This window comes from Pseudoalteromonas sp. BSi20311 (assembly GCF_000239875.1).
In the GTDB taxonomy this organism is placed as follows: Bacteria; Pseudomonadota; Gammaproteobacteria; order Enterobacterales; family Alteromonadaceae; genus Pseudoalteromonas.
Window position 1 is genome coordinate 1 of record NZ_BADU01000060.1, and the last position, 19,195, is coordinate 19,195.

The following is a 19,195-nucleotide window of genomic DNA, read 5'->3' on the forward strand; positions in this document are numbered from 1 at the left end:
TTCGCGCTACACAGAGGTGAATTGGTATTTTTTTTAAGCATTTCTCTGTGAACTCAGTGTTCTCGGTGGTAAATATTTTTTAAATTAATGACCTTGCGCGGCATAAAGCCCCGCCTAAAATAAATTTAGAAGGTAACCATATCAGTAGGCGGAAGTTTACCTCGCGCATTTTAATATGACGTCTAAAATCTAATCTTGTTTAAACACAGAGAAGTGAATGAGTGTAAATGAGAAGACAACGGGCTTCGAGTGACGAGCTGCGAGCTACTGCTAAAACCTTTGACCTTTGACCTTTGACTTTTGACCTTTGACCTTTGACTTTTGACCTTTGACCTTTAACCTTTGACCTTTAACCTTTGACCTTTGACCTTTAACCTTTGACCTTTGACCTTTAACCTTTGACCTTTAACCTTTGACCTTTAACCTTTGACCTTTAACCTTTGACCTTTGACCTTTGACCTTTGACCTTTAACCTTTAACCTTTAACCTTTAACCTTTGACCTTAAACCTTAAACCTTTAACCTGAAACCTTTAACCTTTGACCTTAAACCTTAAACCTTTAACCTGAAACCTAGGAACCTAAAGCCCGTAGCTCGAACCTCGTGGCCCGCACCCCGAGGCCCGAATCTCACACCTAAATCTCAGGCATAAAAAAAGCCGCATAAAATGCGGCTTTGGGGGTTTAGTCTCACTTCACTTTGGGCGTGTCTCCAAAACTTAGTGAATACGTTACCAAGGAACTGTTTAAGACTAGATAGACTCTAATGCAATTTTAACCATTTCGTTGAACGTGGTTTGACGCTCATCTGCAGGTGTTGCTTCGCCGGTGATCACGTGATCGCTTACGGTGAATAATGCCATTGCTTTTGCGCCATACTCTGCAGCTACACCGTATAGGCCAGCTGTTTCCATATCAACCGCAAGTACACCTAGTTTGTCTAGGTCTTTGTAGAAAGTGTCATCAGCTTGATAGAAAGTATCGGTAGTAAATACGTTACCTACTTTTGCATCAATGCCTAAATCTTTAGCCGCATTAACGCCGTTTAAAAGTAAATCAAAGTTAGCAATCGCTGCAAAGTCAGTACCACGAACACGGGCACGGTTCACGTTAGAATCAGTGCTTGCACCTTGTGCAAAGATTACGTCGCGAATTTTAATATCGCTGCCAATACCACCACAGGTACCAATACGGATAATATTTTTAACGCCAAAACTAACAATAAGCTCACGAGCATAAATTGACATTGAAGGAATGCCCATGCCAGAACCCATAATGCTCACTGGCTTACCTTTGTAAGTTCCAGTAAAGCCGTACATGTTACGTACGCCAGTTACTTGCACTGCATCATCTAAAAAGTTTTCAGCAATATATTGTGCGCGTAGCGGATCGCCTGGCATTAATACTGTTTCGGCAAAATCACCTACGTTTGCACTGATATGCGGAGTACTCATTGATTGTTTTCCTTTTGTTTGGCTAAAAGCCCTATTACTTTAAAATAGCGAGCGTATTTCTAAGTTATTTAACTGTGTTCAGCTTATCAATAAAGCCATCACCATATTCTAACGCTTTAAGGTTAAACCATTGCGCAAGTGTTTGACCGATATCAGCAAAGCTATTGCGTTCGCCCAGTGGCATGTTGTTCATTCCTGGCTGGTAAGCAATAACTGGCACATATTCACGTGTGTGCTCAGACCCTGGAAAGGTCGGGTCACAGCCATGATCGGCGGTGATCATTAATAAATCATCTGGCTTTAGCTGATCTAAAATAGTTGGTAAGTAATCATCAAACTCTTTTAGCGCTTTAGCATAGCCAACAGGATTTCTGCGATGGCCAAACTTTTCATCAAAATCAACTAAATTGGTAAAAATTAAACTGTGATCCTGCGCAGTGGCCATCACTTCACTGGTTTTTTCTAGCAAGTTCATTAACCCTGGCGCTTTATGCTTTTGGGTAATGCCTTGGTGCGCATAAATATCTGAAATTTTACCAATACTGATTACTTCGCCACCGTCTTTTGCAAGTACATCAAGCAATGTTGGCGAAGGCGGTAATACTGAATAATCACGACGATTACCGGTTCTGGCAAAGTCTTGACTATTTGAACCCAAAAATGGCCGCGCAATCACTCGTCCTATATTCATTTCATCAAGCAGCGCCCGTGCGATTTCGCATACTTGATAAAGCTTCTCTAGACCGAATGATTCTTCATGCGCGGCTATTTGAAACACACTGTCAGCTGAGGTGTAACAGATTGGTTTACCTGTTTTTACGTGCTCTTCACCTAGCTGCTCTAAAATGGTGGTTCCCGATGCATGGCAATTGCCTAAAATGCCCGGAATACCTGTGCGAGCAATAAACTCGTCTACAAATTCTTGTGGGAAACTCGGTTGTGTTTTTGGGAAATATCCCCAATCAAATAACACTGGCACGCCAGCCATTTCCCAATGACCCGATGGCGTGTCTTTACCGCTTGAAAGCTCTTTTGCATAACCCCATGCACCTTGTGGCTCATTTCGGTCAGCAATTAAACAGGGTTCTTTACCAGCGGCTTCACATGCATCAACTAACCCTAATTTTGAAAGGTTAGGAAGCGAAAGCTTACTGCCAGTTTCGTCATAATATGCCTTGAGTAAATGTGCGAATGTATTAGCACCTACATCACCGAATTTATCTGCATCGGGTGCTGCGCCAATTCCTAAACTATCCGCCATTAAGATAATTGCTCTTGCCATTGTGACCTCACATCTGTTCTAGGTGGTTACTTTATCTGCTCTTCGATTTTTCCGTACAGGACATAAGTCCTGTTTCATAAAACCTAAACATTATAAATTTGCACTCTTAAGCGAAGCAAAAGAGATTAATCGTGTCTTTTTTGCTATTGTGATCTACCAACAATATATCCTTCTGTGTGGGTGAGAACTTTAGTGACACGAACTATTATAGCTATTGCAGGCGCATCGGCGTCCGGCAAATCTCTATTTAGCCAAACAATTTATAATGAATTGGTAAATGAGCTTGAACCAGGCGCTATCGCCATTATTGAAGAAGATGCTTATTACAAGGATCAATCGCATTTGCCGATGGCACATCGTACGCAAACGAATTACGACCATCCTGATGCATTTGAACACGAACTAATGCTTGAGCATTTAACACAACTTCGTAATGGCCACTCTGTTGAAGTACCAACTTATGATTATGCCCAACATACACGCAGCGATAAAACACGCCGTGTGGCTTCGGCTAAAATACTCATTGTAGAAGGTATTTTATTACTGAGCGATAAAGCGCTTAATAAAGAATTTGATATCAAGGTGTTTATAGATACACCGCTAGATATTTGTTTAATGCGCCGAATGCAACGCGACATGGAACAAAGAGGCAGAACATTACAATCTGTTGTTGAGCAATATCAAGCAACTGTTAGACCGATGTTTTATCAATTTATTGAGCCTTCAAAGCATAACGCTGATTTAGTTGTGACTCGAGGCGGTATGAATCGCGTTGCGATTGATATTATAAAAAGTAAAATAAAGTACATTTTACAAGAATAACAACGGGAAACGTTTGTATGACAACATTTATGAGCTTAGTAGGCATGATGGTGCTACTAGGCATTGCCTTTGCAGCCTCAACTAATCGCAAAGCAATAAAACTAAGAACCGTGGGTATCGCATTTTTAATGCAAGTGATTATCGGCGGATTTGTACTGTTTTTTGAAGCAGGCAAAAATGTATTAGCGAGTATGTCTCGCGCCGTTTCATCGGTTATTGGTTATGCCAACGATGGAATTAGCTTTTTATTTGGCCCATTAGCTTCGCAAGATACGCTAGGGTTTATTTTTGCAATTCAAGTATTGCCCGTTATTGTGTTTTTCTCAGCGTTGGTTGCTGTGTTATATCACTTAGGCATTATGGATTGGATTATTAAAATTTTGGGTGGCGGTTTACAAAAATTATTGAAAACCTCACGCACCGAGTCGCTTTCAGCCACAGCAAATATTTTTGTTGGTCAAACTGAAGCGCCTTTAATTGTTAAACCGTTTATTGCAACCATGACCAAGTCGGAATTGTTTGCCGTAATGGTTGGTGGTTTAGCCACCGTAGCAGGCTCTGTAATGGCCGGTTATGTAATTATTGGCGTAGACCTTAAGTATTTAATTGCAGCCAGCTTTATGGCGGCACCAGGTGGTTTCTTAATGGCAAAAATGATAGTGCCAGAGACAGAAACACCTAAAGATGATTTAGCCGAGATAGATTTAGGCGATGACAAACCGGTTAATGTTATTGATGCAGCAGCATCAGGCGCAGCAAACGGTATGCAGTTGGCACTTAACGTAGGTGCTATGCTACTTGCTTTCGTTGCGTTAATTGCTTTATTAAACGGTTTATTAGGCGGTATTGGTGGGTTGTTTGATTACCCTACATTAACGCTACAAGAAATTTTAGGCTACTTATTTGCCCCTGTTGCATGGTTACTAGGAGTACCGTGGAATGAGGCAATTATAGCCGGCAGTTTTATTGGTCAAAAGTTAGTGGTAAATGAGTTTGTTGCTTACTTAGACTTTATAAATTATCGCGATACGTTAAGTGCGCATACACAAGCAATTGTTACTTTTGCATTGTGTGGCTTTGCTAACTTATCATCGATAGCCATTTTACTAGGTGGATTAGGCGGTATGGCGCCTAGTCGGCGAAAGGATATCGCACGCTTAGGGCTCAGAGCAGTGTTAGCAGGATCTATGGCTAACCTTATGAGCGCAGCAATTGCTGGGTTTTTCCTCTCGCTAGCTTAGAAACTTAATGAGATGATCCATCTGTTGCAAAACAATAGGATAGCGCTTTAAGGGGTTAAAGCACTATCTGACTTGAACGATACTTCACCAAGGGCCGCAAGGCCCTTTTATCGTTTTAGCCCCCCTACTTTAAACCCTTTTAATATCTTCGTTAATTCTCACGTTCTCTCTACGATTAATACCAATTCGCTTAGTTAAGTAGTCTATTTTGAGGCTGGAAAACGCATTGATAGCAAGGCAGAAAATTGGCTATTTAGTTGTTCTCGGCAATTGCTCCTGCATTGCTCTACCTTCTGCATCCATGCAGTCGTAAATGAGAATTTTTTAACGCAGGTAGCGACACGTTTACCCCCGTAAAATGATTAAGTATTATTGCGGATTGGTATAAATTCAGCACAGTCAAAGTGTTAAAGTCATCAGAAAAAGTGGCCCAGAGGCTAACTAGCGGTGAAATGCTATGCGTTCAACTATGATGTCGGATAGCGATGAATTTAATTTTTAACGTAACGGTTAATATAAGGTTTATACTCAGATTCAGCTTTAAGTTGCTTTAATGCTTGATTAAAACGTTCCACCACCACGGGTGAGGCAGCCTTATTAAAACCAATATAATTGCCTTTTAGCTCATCTACATGAATTTGTTTAAGCTTTACTACGTCATCCCTTGAATAGCCAAATGGTTCAGTTTGGTGGCCTATGGTAAAGTCAGATCCAATAATTAAATCGATACGTTTTTTAAAAAACAGACGCATAAATGAGTCTGCTTCACTAAATAGCAATAAGTTTTTATCAGCTACAAACCCAAGTCGACGCACCAGCATTTCATAAATATCGCCTCGTACTATGCCTAGCGAGTAGTTTTTAGCTTGGGTGATATCGTCCATGACAATATGTTCACTGGTTTTTAATTTATAAAAATAGGTTTGATTTGACACCAAGGGTCCAACCCATTTAAAAAGAGGCTCTCGCTCTTGCGTTTTTGCCAAAGAAAAAATGGCTGACTGCGGGTTACTTTGCACTAAGTGGTAAGCACGCTTCCAAGGTAGCATTATAAACTCGCACTCTAGCGCTGCACGGGCACAGGTATCTTTTACTATGTCATGATTGATACCCACCAATTGGCCAGTGCCATCTTGAAAGTTATACGGAGGAAAACTTTCGGTATAAATAACCAGTTTAGGCTCAGCAGCCTGAATTTTTTGGCTAAATAACAGCGCAAAAGCTAATAGTATAAATTTATAGATACACACCCCCTATGATTTAAGTAATAACTTTAACCTAGAAAACTCGTAGAGACTATTAATTTATAACGCTGTCTGTAATGTTAAAATAGCAGATGACTTAAATAGAAATAAAATGACGGGAATGTTAAAGCGGTGGTGTAATATTCTTAAATTTTGGGCACAAAAAAAGCGCCTTAAGCGCTTTTTTTCATTTTACTTAAAAAGTAAAATTATAGAGCTGTGATGTTATCAGCTTGAGGACCTTTTTGACCTTGTGAAAGAGTGAACTCTACACGTTGGCCTTCAGCTAAAGTTTTGAAACCTTCGCTTTTGATTGCTGAGAAATGTGCGAAAACGTCTGGACCATTTTCTTGCTCGATGAAACCAAAACCTTTAGACTCGTTGAACCACTTAACTGTACCTGATACGATGTTAGACATAGTATTATTCCTGATATAAAAATTAAATTGTGCCCTAGTGGGCGGTGTAGCAAAAAATGAGATGGTACTTAAAAACTTCAGGACGGTACTACAAGTATTACTTATACAACAACGAAATGGAGATTTATAAATTACATGCTTTCTTTCTAGCTGCGGCCTACTATATAGAGTTACAGTGACAAGTCAACCTTTTATGCAATTTAATTAATAAAATAACGCTCGTAACCCACTTTATACATTAAGTACTTGTTTAAGCAGCTTAAAACTCAAACTCTAACGCCATTCTAAAGCTATGATTCTTCTCTGACTGGCTGATTTCAGTAATAAAACCGGCTTCCCACTTTAATTGTTTTTGCCCATCAAAGCGGTGTAAACCAATAAACCCTGGACCAATACCCACAAAGTCTTCCCCTAAATACATTTCAATCGCAGGTTGAAATGCAGCACGATAGCGGTAACGATACTGCGCTCTAAACTCACTTTCCCACTCGTTTTCTATGTCTTGCCCCCACTCGTACACTAAAAAGGCATTAAGCGTTAAACTGGCGCGATCTATCTCTTTTTCAACTACAAATCCCGTTGTGGCTTCAAAAACATCTTTGGTGTGTTGTTTTTCTAGTTCAAACAAAGCGCCCCAATCGGCCCATAATCGGCCTTGTTCTATTAGTTGCCATCTAAGCTCCAATTCATATGCTTGTAAGCCAAAGTCGCCGTTGTCGTCTCGCTCACCCACTAAATAACCTTCTAGTGCCATGGTATCGTTAATTGCCCCGCCCAACCCTAAACGCTGCGCTAAAATATTGCCGCTGTCAGTTTGGTGCGATACGAATCGCCATTCGACCTCGCGTTCAAACGGTAAAACGTACGGGTGATATACTTTATCCACCACCATTCCGTCGGCGTGCGCGTATGTGGGTATCAATAAACCAATTAACATAGCACCTGCAAATAACTTCATTGCCTTCATGATTGTTCCTTAGCCATTGATTTAGGAATAAAATAACAAACAGATAAAAAGACCACGCTGCTTAGGATATAACTTAAAACACTGGTTAAATTAGGTGTGGCCTCATAACCAATAAACGCACGCAACATACGCCCAAACTCTGAATTTTCGGTTAAAATAGCACGTAAATCCCAAACCGTTGCGGTGGTTGCTATCACATCAATTTGACTGGCTAAATCCAGTGCTACCACTAGTTTTGCTGCACTATTTAGTGCTAGTAAAAGTAAAATAGGGGAAAGTCCGAAACGCTGTTTAATGGCACTCAATAAAAAGTACAGCAACACACTAAAACTACTGCATATTCCAAGCCCTAAAAAAGTGCCAATAAATAAGCTTTGTGCCGCTTCGTTGCTTTGCCAAAATCCAATTAAATAAATTATGTAATGACTCAAATAAAGCGTCATCACACTCATAATTGCGATAATAAAAGCAGCTGTTGCTCGTTTAACGGCGTAGTGCAGTGCACTGAAAAAAATTAAAATACACAAGCCAATCTGAGTATATTCTAAACCTTGGTAATCGAACCAAGGACTAATAATCGGGGCGCTTTTTACAAATAAAAATGTTAAGCCTATACCTAAACCAAGCATACCCAGCAACCGTAGCAAACTTTGCTTGGCAATCACTTGCAGCAAAATAAGTAAAATGGCGACTGGCAGTAACTGATTGAGGCTCATCACTAAACTAGTTATTAGCATTGGGTTGCTCCTTATCAGTGACAATAACAGCACCGCGCGCAGTATTTGGCGAAAACTCACCAAAAAATTCATAGCGGCCAGGTGTTAATGGCCCAATATAAATCACGCTTTTGCGATTAGGGTAAAGCACTTTCTCTCGGTTGAGATCAAAGCTGTCGAATTCTTCAGGCGTACTATCTTGATTTTCGATTAACAAGCGTACCTTTTTATTAGCTGGCACGACGATTTCTGCGGGGTAAAACAAATGATCTTTAAGTACAACTAAATACTCTTTGCTAACAACATTAAATGACAAAAATATGCAGCAATATAAGTAAGGGCTAATAAGTCGTTTAATCACATTTAGCTCCTGCAAAAACCACCTGCACCTTTAAGCCGCCCAAAGCGCTATCCGTTAAATTAATCTGGGCGTTATAAATAGCGATAATATGCTGAACTATTGCCATGCCCAAGCCAGCTCCCTGCTCACCTGAAGGATGTTGATCGCCGCCAACGCGATAAAAGCGATTAAATACTCGTTTTTTTTGCTCATCCGTCATACCTGGGCCACTGTCTTCTATTTGCCAAATACGCTGCCTGTGCGTTTGATTTAGGGTTATTTTTATTTGTCCATTTGCTGGCGTGTACTTAATGGCGTTACTGAGTAAATTTGAAATCAACGTCACTAAGGTAAATTCATCACCATTAATAATAAAGTCATCCCCATCAAGGCTGATGGAATGATTTTTAGCCGCCAATTTATCATATAACTGGCTAACCACGGCTTGGCTAATGCCCAATAATGACTGTTCTTTAAATTGCTTTTGCCACTGCTCTGGCTGAGTGCGTCCGAGGATCAACATTTGCTCTACGATATTGGTGAGTCGATTAATACCTTGAGTCATGGCTTGTAACTCTTGGTTATCACCTTGCTGCGCCGCAAGATTATGCACATTTATTTTTAAGCTACTCAAAGGAGTGCGTAACTCATGTGCCGCATCAGAGGCAAAAAAGCGTTCTCGTAAATAGGCGGTTTCTACGCGTTTAAATAAGTCGTTCAAACGGCTGATCACCGGTTTTATTTCTTCATCGGTTACCTGCCAATTAATAGCAGTAAAGTCATTTGCTTGGCGCTGTGCTAGTTGCCTTGATAAGCGTGTTAATGGGGCTAATGCGTACTTCACAAAAAAGCTGATAAACAAAGCAAGTAAAGGAACCGCCCAGAGCATAGGTAGCATGGCCGACAAAATAACTGCTTCAGCGAGTTCAAATCGTTTAGCTATTGGCTCGACAACGATCACCGTGCGCAAAGAGGTTTTAAACACAAACACTCGCATGCGCTGACCTGCAATATTTAGCGTTTGAAAACCTGCTTGATAGTGGCTCAAATCAAGATTCAGCTCATCAGAGCCGCTCAGTAGTTCACCTGCTTGCCAAATTTGGTACAACAACTGCGAGCTTTCATGGGTTTTAGGCGCCATAGCATTACTCGATAAAGGCTGTTGCATCAAAACGCCTGCCACTACTTTTAGCTCGCTATCGAGTAACTGCTCACCATGGCTCATGCTTTTTTGATAGCCTTTAACTAAGGCTAAAAAGCAGGTTAATACCATCATTGACAGTAAAATAAGCGTCAGCCGTTTACGAATTGACATTTTTTCCTACTACGTAGCCAATACCGCGGAGAGTTTTAATAAAATCGCTAGGGAATTTTTTTCTTAAGTGATGAATATGTACTTCAATGGTGTTAGAGCCAACCTCTTCACCCCATTGATAGAGTTTATTTTCTAACTGCTGTTTAGATTGCACGCGACCTTGGTTTTCCAATAGTGCCTTTAGCAGCATGTATTCTTTTCGTGGCAGAGAAAGCAGCTCATCGCTGAGTGTGACACTATGCGCTGACGTATCCATGGTCACTTCACCACAGTGTAATAAACTTGACTGAGTTTGATTTACTCGCCGGCTCGCCACACGCAAGCGAGCAAATAACTCGGCTGGTTCAAATGGCTTAGCTAAATAATCATCAGCGCCCATGTCAAGCCCTTGCACCTTGTCATCTATGCTACTTCGTGCAGTTAGTATAACCACCGGAATCACTTTTTTTTGCGCTTTTATGTGCTTTAAAATTTGTGAACCATCACCATCGGGTAAACCTAGGTCAAGTATAACCAACTCTATTTCACCACTGCCTAAGCATTGCAATGCATGCTTAACCGTTGCGCTATGCTCTACACTGTAGCCTTCTTGGCGCAATGAGCGGCAAAGCCCTTGGGCTACAAGGTGATCGTCTTCGACTAATAATAAATGCATTGTGGCGTGTGTTATCTCTTTAGTTTTTTATCAACTTTAGCTAATAATTGGCTAATTGCTCGCTGGCGATATTTGTCCGCTTTGGGGCGAGTATCACGAATGCCCGCCGCTTGTGCAACTAACAAATAGGCTTTAGCTTGTTTGTATTGGCGTTCATCATATAAAAATTCACCATATAAGTAATTAGTATCAATGCCTTTTTGGTTAAAAGCGAGTGCTTGCTTAAATAATTTATCTGCGGTGTCATCATCACCAAAGCCAATAGGCCAACCGGGCACCTTACTGTATAAGGTTGCAAGGCTTGCATACGCTGAGCCCCCTAAAGCACTGTCGTCTATTTTAAGGGCTTGTTCTAATGACGCCTTTGCATCTTTAGCATAACCGAGCGCCCCTAAACCACCTTTTGCACCAGCAAAACTGGCCAGCACAATGCCATTCCACGTATAGCTATTTGCCGAATCCGGATAGTGTTTCGTAAACTCACTACTTTGCTCACTTAACGCTGTAAACGCTTTAATTTGGGCATCGTCTTTAAGCTCATAATTAGCCACCGCCCATTGCTGTTGAATTGCCAGTAAATCACTTTGCTCATCGGCCAGCACCGGTGATGAACTCACGCACGCTACTATGAAATAGCTCACTAAATTAAATTTTTTCATCATAAGATCCTCTATTAACCTAAAAACTGCTTTATTTTAGGTAGTTGCTTTGCAATAGCGCTATCAACAATACGCGGAAATACGCCATTAATGCGGGCAAACAATTTTTCAGGAAAACCAATAAAACGTCGCGGATTCGCACTGTGCAATAGCGCAACCAACTCATCTGCCACTAACTGTGGAGAGTCCATTTTGTTACCTAGCGCCTTATTCATTGCTCGTGTTTGTGCATTATTAATATCTGTATCGGTAGCTCTTGGTGCTAAATAGCTTACTTTAACGGGCGTATCTGAAAGCTCTCGAGATAGCGCTTCGCTAAAACCACGCAAACCAAATTTGCTCGCGCAATATAAAGTTTGATACGGATAACCTATGCTGCCAAACGACGAGCCGACATTAATAATATGCCCCTTCGATGCGTGCAACTGCGCTAAAAACAGCTGACATAACTTCATAGGAATAGCCAAGTTAGTGTTCAATATCTTGTCGATTTGTTCACTACTCGATGCACTTAAGCTTTGCATCACATTAATGCCTGCATTGTTTATCAGTAACTTAGCGCCACCTAGTTGCTTAGCTTTAATGGCTAATGCCAACATGTTTTCTGCAACCGTTAAATCGCCGACAAAAACCATACTGCCAGGACATTGGCTACTTAACGTATTGAGGGCATCACTATTTCGCCCTACCAAAAGTAACTGCCAACCTTGGCCGTGTAGTGTTTTGGCAATGGCTTGACCAATTCCACCTGTCGCACCAGTTAATACACATAAGCCGGTATTCATGCATGTTGCTCTTGTGCTGATGCTTTAAAAAACGGCTCGTCATCTAAAGCGCGAAAAATATCGCCGTACAAACGGTAAAAACATTTTGCGCCATGTAAAATAGCCTGCTGATCCGCCTCGTCAGTAATTTGATTCATTAGGTTTTCAAAAAACTTAACATGCTCTATATCAAGCGCGCCGTGAGAGGTTAAATAGCTAAACGCTTTTTTAGGAAGTCCTACTGCATTTGCTATGTTTGATGCGGCACCGTCGGCTAGCGCAATTGAAGTTCCTTCTAATACGTGAACCATGCCAAAAAAGCTAAGCGGATTTTTACGTGCAATACTATCGTAGGCATACGACACCATCATTTCAGTAGCGAATTGTGGCTGACTATGGCGCACACTTTCTTTATCAAATCCACAGACTGCAATATCGTTTAGCACCCACTCTTGATGGCCAATTTCTTCTTCAATATATTCAGCTACCGCTTCGCGTAACCATTCTTGCTCATCAGTTAAACGCGCGCCAAGTGACATCATTAAAGGAACGGTGTGTTTTACATGATGATAAGCCTGCGCTAAAAACGAGGCATACTCTTCAAGCGTTGCTTGTCCGTTAAATACACGCTGTATAATTGGCGCAGCTAATAAGTACTCACGCTCGTTTTGAGTTTGTGCTTTTAATGTATTAAAAAAATCACTCATGGATCACTTCTCCAAGTCGGTAGAACTGTTCAAAAATAGGGCTATAGTGCTGACTAATTGCCGCTCGTTTAGGGCGATTATTAGCGGTTAATAATCCTTGCTGCTCGTTTAAAGGTTGGGCTAAACGGTGCCACTTTTTAATCTGTGCGTAGTCAGGAAGTTGCTGGTTTACTGTTTTTAAATGTGCTGTTAATTGCGCATCACTAAACTTGGGAGCCGCATAGATAAGCGCGCTTAAAAATGGCTGGCTTTCACCAAACACCACCGCTTGCTGTATCGCACTTTGGCTTAAAATTAATGATTCAGGCCATTCGGCGCTAACATTGCGCCCCATACTGGTGATGATCAGATTTTTTACTCGCCCTTTTATGTACAGCTTATTATTACGCTTAGATACTAAGTCGCCAGTGGCGTACCAGGTATTTGGGTTATGCGGCGCTTGATTTAAATACCCTAAAAATAACGCTCCTTTAATAAATAACTCACCATTTTCAACTTTCGTTTCAACGTGCCCTAATACTTCACCAGCGCTATTTATGTCGTCATAGTTGGGGGTGTTTAAACTCACTACTGAAGCAGCCTCGGACAAACCATACCCTTGATAAACCGGTAGGTTATATTCTCGTGCAGTTAAAATTAAAGATTCACTAACCCTTGCTCCGCCAACAGCAATAAACTTAAGTGACTTTGGTGGCTGCCAGCCTTGCTTTGCAAAGGCAACTAAACACGTTAATAACTCAGGCACTAAAATAAGGGTGTTAGGTTTCACACTATCGATTGCACCAATGAGTTTGTTAGGGTTTTTTAACCCTGAGCCAACAAAACCTAATTCGTTTAGCGGCATTAAATGTACACAACCGCCACTTAACAAAGGCGCATACACACCCGCTATATTTTCCAATAGTACTGGCAGCGGAAGTAAGCATAAATGCACGGGGTTACTAATGTTTATTTGCTCACATAATGACTGAGCTACCTGCATCTGGCTTTGTGTTGATAAGCACACCCCTTTTGGCTCGCCAGTAGAACCTGAAGTAAAGGTAATTTTTTGCGTACCAGTAAAATAGTCCACGGGCTCAATCGCATCGAGCTGATAAATATAAAGGGTATAATGCTCAAATAATGTTACCGACAATGAATGCTTACCAAGCGAATGACGAGGCATATCACTAATAAAAAACTGAGCACCGCATTGCGCTAGCACATACTGTGTTTGCTGCTGACTAAAAAAATGGGCGATAGGCACCGCAACCTTGTTTGCAGCACTGGTTGCGGCATCAACAACCAGCCAAGCTGGAGTATTATCAAGCTGGAAGGCAATTGCACCAGAATCTAAAGCGTTAAAAATAGCTGTCAGCTTATTAGTTTCTTGTTGTAACTCCAAAACGCTAATAGGCATCACTTTATTGGCTAAGTAACTAACAACCACTGGCTCATTCGCTACCTTATTAATATTATTTAATAGGCTCATAAGCTCTCCAACGCAGTCATCAAGGCATTAATTTGTTGTGTATTTTGCTGTTTAATATTTAACAGCATGGGTGTGTTAAGTACTTGCTGATGTGCCTGCGCTAAATTAACAATGCACACCGTAGGCTGGTTCTCATAATAGCTACCCCAGCTCTTTGGCTGATCTACTACACTGCCATTAGCCAGTGCAATTTCGTTGCAGCTTACACCTAGTAGGCGCAGTAAGGCGCGTACTTTTTTGGTAGCGCAAAACACTAAGTAGCTCGCGCCAAAGCCGCACAAAGCTTCATTTACAATAATAAAATGAGACAACGTGGCTTTTCGATGTGTTGAGCATAGATTACCTAGCTCAAATACCGTATTTCGCGGTGTGCCTGGTGGTAAAAATTGCTCGATGGCCGCAGCTAAATATTGCTCAATAAATAAAGCAGAGGTTGCACTTCTTAAACCCAAAGTGCACTGACCTTGCACAGTTTGGTACTGGCATAGTAACGGCATAAATGAAGTAAGATGAGCATTGTACGCCGTTAAAAACCCTTGTTTAACGGTGTTTTCAAGGCGCTGGCGGTGCTCATCATTTTGCGTAGCAGTAAAAAAATGAAAAGACTGTTGAAACCGCACAGCGGGGGAATGATGTTGAGCTAGTTGCATAAAAGCATCGCCTGTATTAAATCTATAGATAAAATTTAATCAGTGAAACTTAAATAAAACTTAAGGTAAGTTAATTTTAAAAATAAATTTAATTTTTAGCTGGCTATCACACACTTATTTCGGCCTGTTTCTTTGGCGTGATAGAGCGCTTTGTCAGCGCATTTATATACTTGGTCAATATCATCACTATGTTGTGGCCAAGTGGCGATACCAATAGATACATTTATATAGCCTACTTTTGCCATTAATGTGCTGGCTACTTGGTTGCGTAAACGCTCAGCAATAACAAACGCACTATCACTATTTTCGTTAGGTAACACTAGTAAAAACTCTTCCCCACCGGTGCGTGCCACAATATCGTGCTTGCGCGATAGCGATTGTATAATGTGAGTAAGTGTTTTTAATACTTCATCACCCGTATCATGACCAAATGTATCATTAACCCGTTTAAAAAAGTCGATATCAATTTCAAGCACAGCAAACGGTATATGTTTATCCATTAGGTTTTCAAGCAATACGTTTAAGCCACGTCGGTTGTGTGCGCCAGTTAGCGGATCGGTAAGTGCATCTTGACGTAATTGCCCCATTTGCGATTGCAAAACATGAACGCCTTCTAACATCGCGTGTTTAAGCTGGTTACTTTCGAAGTACCAAGACTTAATACCTTTAAGATGATCCACGTTTTTCTTATCGGTTGATAAATTGGCGCTATCGGCTAATAACCTTAACGGCTTAGCAATATAGTGAGCTAACATAGCTATTAATAAAAAAGTAATGAGTACTATGGGTAACATTCGTTTAAGCACTAGCCCTTGAAAAGTGTCTAACTTAGCAAGTGTTGCTGCTTCACTTCGCTGGGCAACAATCCCCCAATTAGCAAGCCCTACGTGGGAAAATCCGGCCAGCATTGTCACTCCCTGACTATTTATAACCCGAGTGTATCCATCTTCACCTTGCAACACTCGCTCTATTACTGGGTTATTAAATACTTGCTCACCAATGCGCTGAGACTCCGGATGATAAAGTAAGGTTTTGTTGTCAGCGACCACATAAAAGTACGCTCCGCCATCGTAACTATGCTGTTTCAACAAAGCATTTAAAATACTTTGCTGCTCTAAATAAAAGCTACCGCCTATATAACCGTAATAATTCCCCTCTTGATCAAACAAGGGGTAAGAAAGCACTACAATTAAATTATTAGCAAGCGAAATATAAGGCAGACTGACCTGCGGACGTTTTAGCTTAAATGCTTGCTTAGAATGGGGTGAATTAACGGTTTTATTAATAATATTTAAAGACACAGGTGAGGCTGCTTTAACCACACCTTGCATATTGATAGCAACCGAATTAAAACTCTGAGTTTGCTCTAAAAGGCGGTTGGTTTCAGCTTGGAGTAACTCAGTGTTAGTAATATCTTCAGCAATAATACTGGCTGAAAACTCAAGTTGCTGCATTGCCGCTGCTAAAAAATGCTCAGTTGCTGAGGCTAACTTACTGGCAAATACATGATTACTTTGCAGGGTATCTTCTATTACCCGTTCTTTTTGCACTTGATAACTAATATATAAACCACTAAACAAAATAGCAGCTGCAGCGGGTATAGCTAACAAAAGAATTAATTGCCTTAGGTTAAAAGTAAATGGTAATCGAAAACGCAAATTAATATCATCCTAAGCAAATAAAAACGACTGCTATGCACTGCATACACCATTAATATAATACATAAATAGAACTAAGTAGCCTAATTTTTGTTATTTTAAGGATAATTAAATCATACAGTTTATATTTGCTGGTTTTTGCAGTTAAGCTCAATAATAGTTAAGCTGCATGCACTTTATTTTTATTTAGCCTTGAGGTGTGTGTTGCTAAATAAGTACTTGTTATCGTCTTCTCTTTTTTTAATCGGATGTTTCATGCCAATAAAATCTTCTTTTGCCGATTCTTCGCTGTCACTTAAACAGCAACTTGGGCAAAAGCTCATGCTCGATTTGCGCTATTTTTGTGACCAAGGCAGTAGCCAACGTTGCAGAACGCCATTAACCGAATTGCCCGATGAATTAGCAAAAGCAATTAGCTGTTATGATATTGGCGGGGTAATTTTATTTTCTGAAAACACCCAAAACATAGAACAAATAATTAGCCTTAATCAGCAGCTACAACAAGCTGCATCTAAATCTAAGTCAGGCCTACCACTGTTTATTTCTATTGACCAAGAAGGCGGACGTGTAGCTCGTTTACCGCGCGATGTGGCCACCTCATTCACCGGTAATATGTCAATTGGCGCAACTTACCCTGAGCATGGTACTTATTTCGCAACCCAAACGGCACGGGTACTGGCCTCTGAACTCTCAGCGCTTGGCATTAATGTAAATTATGCGCCTACAGTTGATGTGAACATGAACCCTGACAATCCGGTTATTAATGTACGCTCTTTTAGTGAAAACCCCGATGAAGTTGCGGCACTGGGCGCGGCACAAGTAATTGAGTTTGAAAAAAACGGTATTATTAGCGCTATAAAACACTTTCCAGGACATGGCGATACCAATGTAGACAGCCATACAGGCTTACCTAAGGTAATGCATTCAAAAGAGGTTATTTACGCTCAAGATTTAGCACCCTTTAAACAGATTATTGAGCAGCATAGTCCGGGTATGATAATGACTGCGCATATTCAATACCCTGAGCTTGATAGCAGCACATTAACTAATGTAGACGGTAAGCAAATGATTAAACCCGCGACCATGTCGCGTAAAATCATGACCGATATTCTTCGCGATGAGCTGAACTATCAAGGTGTAGTGGTAACCGATGCACTGGATATGGCCGGTATAAGTCATTTTTTCAGCCCTACCCAAGCAGTTGTAAACACTTTTGCAGCTGGGGTTGATATAGCGCTAATGCCAATAGAAATTAGAACGCCTGAGGATATAAATAAACTTGATGCGCTCATTGACTCTTTAGTCAGTGCAGTTAAAACAAAACAACTAAACGCAGACGAAATTGCCCATTCGACGCAGCGTATTACCTCGCTTAAACATCAATTTAAATTACACGCTTTGCCTAACCCCATTAATGCATTAGCCAATGCCAAACAGGTTATTGGTAATAAAGCACATCGTGAATTAGAAGCATCACTGGCGTTAGCGGCAATTACCCAAATAAAAAACAACAATAATACCTTGCCGCTTAAACTTAGCGCGGATCAGCATATTCATATTATTATGCCCGACACCCGCAAGTGTATGGCAATGCAACAAGCAATTAGTGCGTTAAGTTCACAACCACTCAGTTTTAGTTGCAGCAGCTTACAGGGCTTTTATCCAAGTGAAGCGCAGCGCAACATAAACCAAGCAAGTATTGTTATTGCTGGCAATGCAACGCCGAATCAAAGTGCAGTGGAAATTGGCGGTATGGATGATTTAGCCGATAACCCAAACTTTGCCTTAAAAAACGCAGAGCAACCCAAAGCGCTTGAATCATTACTAAAAATGGCTAAACAAAAACACACTCCAACGGTATTTATTAGTTTGCGAGCACCGTATGACATTGCACAATTTGGTCACTATGCTGATGCAGTGCTTGCTTCCTACGCTTATAATATTGATGTGGATAAAAACGAGCTGGTATCTGGGCCTGCTTTTACTGCATTGGCGAAAGTATTATTAGGCCAAGCTCCAGCCAAAGGCCAATTACCGGTAACAATTAAACAATCGAAGAGCCATTAATATGAAACTTAATTGTGATTTAGGCGAGAGCTTTGGCGCATGGCAAATGGGCCTTGATAACGATGTTATGCCCCATATTGATATGGCAAATATTGCTTGTGGCTTTCATGCAGGTGATTCGAGTGTAATGGCGCATACCCTAAAGCTAGCTAAACAACATAATGTTATGATTGGCGCTCACCCAAGCTACCCCGATAAACAAGGATTTGGTAGGCGTTCAATGAGCATGAGCGTGGCTGAGCTCACTCAGTGTTTGCACTATCAAATAGCCGCCCTTGATGGCATGGCAAAAGTACAAGGGCTAACCCTTAGCTATGTAAAACCCCATGGTGCGTTATATAACGACATGATGACAAACCAGCAACTACTCACCACTGTTATGGGTGCAGTTGCCAGTTACCCTGCAAACTTAAAGTTGATGATACTCGCCACAGCCGATGCCAAGCTACATCAAACCATGGCTCGCCACCTTGGGCTCACACTCGTATTAGAAGCGTTCGCAGACAGGCAGTACACTGACCAAGGGCACTTAGTATCACGAAATATAGCCGGCAGTGTGCATAACAAAGACGCATTATTAGCTCAGGTTAAGCAGCTTTTAGCCAGTAACAGTGTGACTACTCAATCTGGAAAATCGTTAACACTAGTCGCTGACAGTGTTTGCGTGCATGGCGATAACCCCCAAGGCATTGCAATTATTGAAGAGATAAAAGCGCTTTGCTCAGCCAATAACTAAAGTCAAAAATACAGATTAAGCTGTAAACCC

The 19,195-nt window shown here is 41.0% G+C and carries 19 protein-coding genes; 4 read left to right on the forward strand and 15 right to left on the reverse strand.

Annotation, left to right across the window (positions count from 1 at the left end; genetic code table 11):
- Window positions 1–750 precede the first annotated feature (750 nt).
- Entirely contained in the window at window positions 751–1,452 is a 702-nt protein-coding gene (deoD, locus tag P20311_RS05955) for a purine-nucleoside phosphorylase (RefSeq protein ID WP_008110728.1), read from the reverse strand.
- Window positions 1,453–1,516: 64 nt separating this feature from the next.
- Complete coding sequence (locus P20311_RS05960) at window positions 1,517–2,734, reverse strand: phosphopentomutase (RefSeq protein WP_008110730.1); 1,218 nt, start codon at window positions 2,732–2,734, stop codon at window positions 1,517–1,519.
- Window positions 2,735–2,926: 192 nt separating this feature from the next.
- Here P20311_RS05960 and udk point away from each other — a divergent pair, with 192 nt between their 5' ends.
- Both udk and P20311_RS05970 read left to right on the forward strand, forming a co-directional pair.
- Window positions 2,927–3,556 carry a uridine kinase gene (gene udk / locus P20311_RS05965; RefSeq protein WP_008110733.1) on the forward strand — a complete coding sequence of 210 codons (630 nt, stop codon included), beginning with the start codon at window positions 2,927–2,929 and terminating at the stop codon, window positions 3,554–3,556.
- Window positions 3,557–3,573: 17 nt separating this feature from the next.
- Complete coding sequence (locus P20311_RS05970) at window positions 3,574–4,797, forward strand: NupC/NupG family nucleoside CNT transporter (RefSeq protein ID WP_008110735.1); 1,224 nt, start codon at window positions 3,574–3,576, stop codon at window positions 4,795–4,797.
- Window positions 4,798–5,288: 491 nt separating this feature from the next.
- Here the strand turns inward: P20311_RS05970 and P20311_RS05975 are convergent, their stop codons facing one another.
- The 13 genes from P20311_RS05975 to P20311_RS06035 form a co-directional block, all read right to left on the reverse strand.
- The gene (locus P20311_RS05975) at window positions 5,289–6,047 is read right to left on the reverse strand and encodes an ABC transporter substrate-binding protein (protein ID WP_008110737.1); all 759 of its coding nucleotides are present in this window, start codon (window positions 6,045–6,047) and stop codon (window positions 5,289–5,291) included.
- Window positions 6,048–6,250: 203 nt separating this feature from the next.
- Window positions 6,251–6,460 (reverse strand): cold-shock protein, encoded by a 210-nt coding sequence (locus P20311_RS05980; RefSeq protein WP_008467029.1) that lies wholly within the window; start codon window positions 6,458–6,460, stop codon window positions 6,251–6,253.
- A gap of 259 nt (window positions 6,461–6,719) precedes the next feature.
- Window positions 6,720–7,427 carry a hypothetical protein gene (locus P20311_RS05985; protein ID WP_008110739.1) on the reverse strand — a complete coding sequence of 236 codons (708 nt, stop codon included), beginning with the start codon at window positions 7,425–7,427 and terminating at the stop codon, window positions 6,720–6,722.
- Window positions 7,424–8,164, reverse strand: coding sequence for a hypothetical protein (locus P20311_RS05990; RefSeq protein WP_008110740.1), 741 nt, complete (start codon window positions 8,162–8,164; stop codon window positions 7,424–7,426). The genes P20311_RS05985 and P20311_RS05990 overlap by 4 nt, the downstream gene beginning before the upstream one ends.
- Window positions 8,151–8,504: a cupredoxin domain-containing protein gene (locus tag P20311_RS05995; protein ID WP_008110741.1), complete on the reverse strand. Its 354-nt coding sequence runs from the start codon at window positions 8,502–8,504 to the stop codon at window positions 8,151–8,153. The genes P20311_RS05990 and P20311_RS05995 overlap by 14 nt, the downstream gene beginning before the upstream one ends.
- Entirely contained in the window at window positions 8,497–9,798 is a 1,302-nt protein-coding gene (locus P20311_RS06000; RefSeq protein WP_008110742.1) for an ATP-binding protein, read from the reverse strand. The genes P20311_RS05995 and P20311_RS06000 overlap by 8 nt, the downstream gene beginning before the upstream one ends.
- On the reverse strand, window positions 9,785–10,453 hold the full coding sequence (locus P20311_RS06005) for a response regulator transcription factor (protein ID WP_008110743.1): 669 nt from the start codon (window positions 10,451–10,453) through the stop codon (window positions 9,785–9,787). The genes P20311_RS06000 and P20311_RS06005 overlap by 14 nt, the downstream gene beginning before the upstream one ends.
- An 11-nt stretch (window positions 10,454–10,464) precedes the next feature.
- On the reverse strand, window positions 10,465–11,112 hold the full coding sequence (locus P20311_RS06010) for a hypothetical protein (protein ID WP_036984907.1): 648 nt from the start codon (window positions 11,110–11,112) through the stop codon (window positions 10,465–10,467).
- Between the two features lie 14 nt (window positions 11,113–11,126).
- The gene (locus P20311_RS06015) at window positions 11,127–11,897 is read right to left on the reverse strand and encodes an SDR family oxidoreductase (RefSeq protein WP_008110748.1); all 771 of its coding nucleotides are present in this window, start codon (window positions 11,895–11,897) and stop codon (window positions 11,127–11,129) included.
- A complete protein-coding gene (locus P20311_RS06020; protein WP_008110750.1) occupies window positions 11,894–12,583 on the reverse strand; it encodes a TenA family transcriptional regulator in 690 nt (229 codons plus the stop codon). Before P20311_RS06020 ends, P20311_RS06015 begins: the two co-directional genes overlap by 4 nt.
- Complete coding sequence (locus tag P20311_RS06025; protein ID WP_008110751.1) at window positions 12,576–14,054, reverse strand: AMP-binding protein; 1,479 nt, start codon at window positions 14,052–14,054, stop codon at window positions 12,576–12,578. Before P20311_RS06025 ends, P20311_RS06020 begins: the two co-directional genes overlap by 8 nt.
- Entirely contained in the window at window positions 14,051–14,704 is a 654-nt protein-coding gene (locus P20311_RS06030) for a thermostable hemolysin (RefSeq protein WP_008110752.1), read from the reverse strand. Before P20311_RS06030 ends, P20311_RS06025 begins: the two co-directional genes overlap by 4 nt.
- A 95-nt stretch (window positions 14,705–14,799) precedes the next feature.
- A complete protein-coding gene (locus tag P20311_RS06035; protein ID WP_008110753.1) occupies window positions 14,800–16,314 on the reverse strand; it encodes a sensor domain-containing diguanylate cyclase in 1,515 nt (504 codons plus the stop codon).
- Window positions 16,315–16,617: 303 nt separating this feature from the next.
- Here P20311_RS06035 and P20311_RS06040 point away from each other — a divergent pair, with 303 nt between their 5' ends.
- Window positions 16,618–18,429 (forward strand): glycoside hydrolase family 3 protein, encoded by a 1,812-nt coding sequence (locus P20311_RS06040; RefSeq protein WP_036984908.1) that lies wholly within the window; start codon window positions 16,618–16,620, stop codon window positions 18,427–18,429.
- A gap of 1 nt (window position 18,430) precedes the next feature.
- Entirely contained in the window at window positions 18,431–19,165 is a 735-nt protein-coding gene (locus P20311_RS06045; protein WP_008110756.1) for a 5-oxoprolinase subunit PxpA, read from the forward strand.
- The last annotated feature ends 30 nt before the right edge of the window (window positions 19,166–19,195 follow it).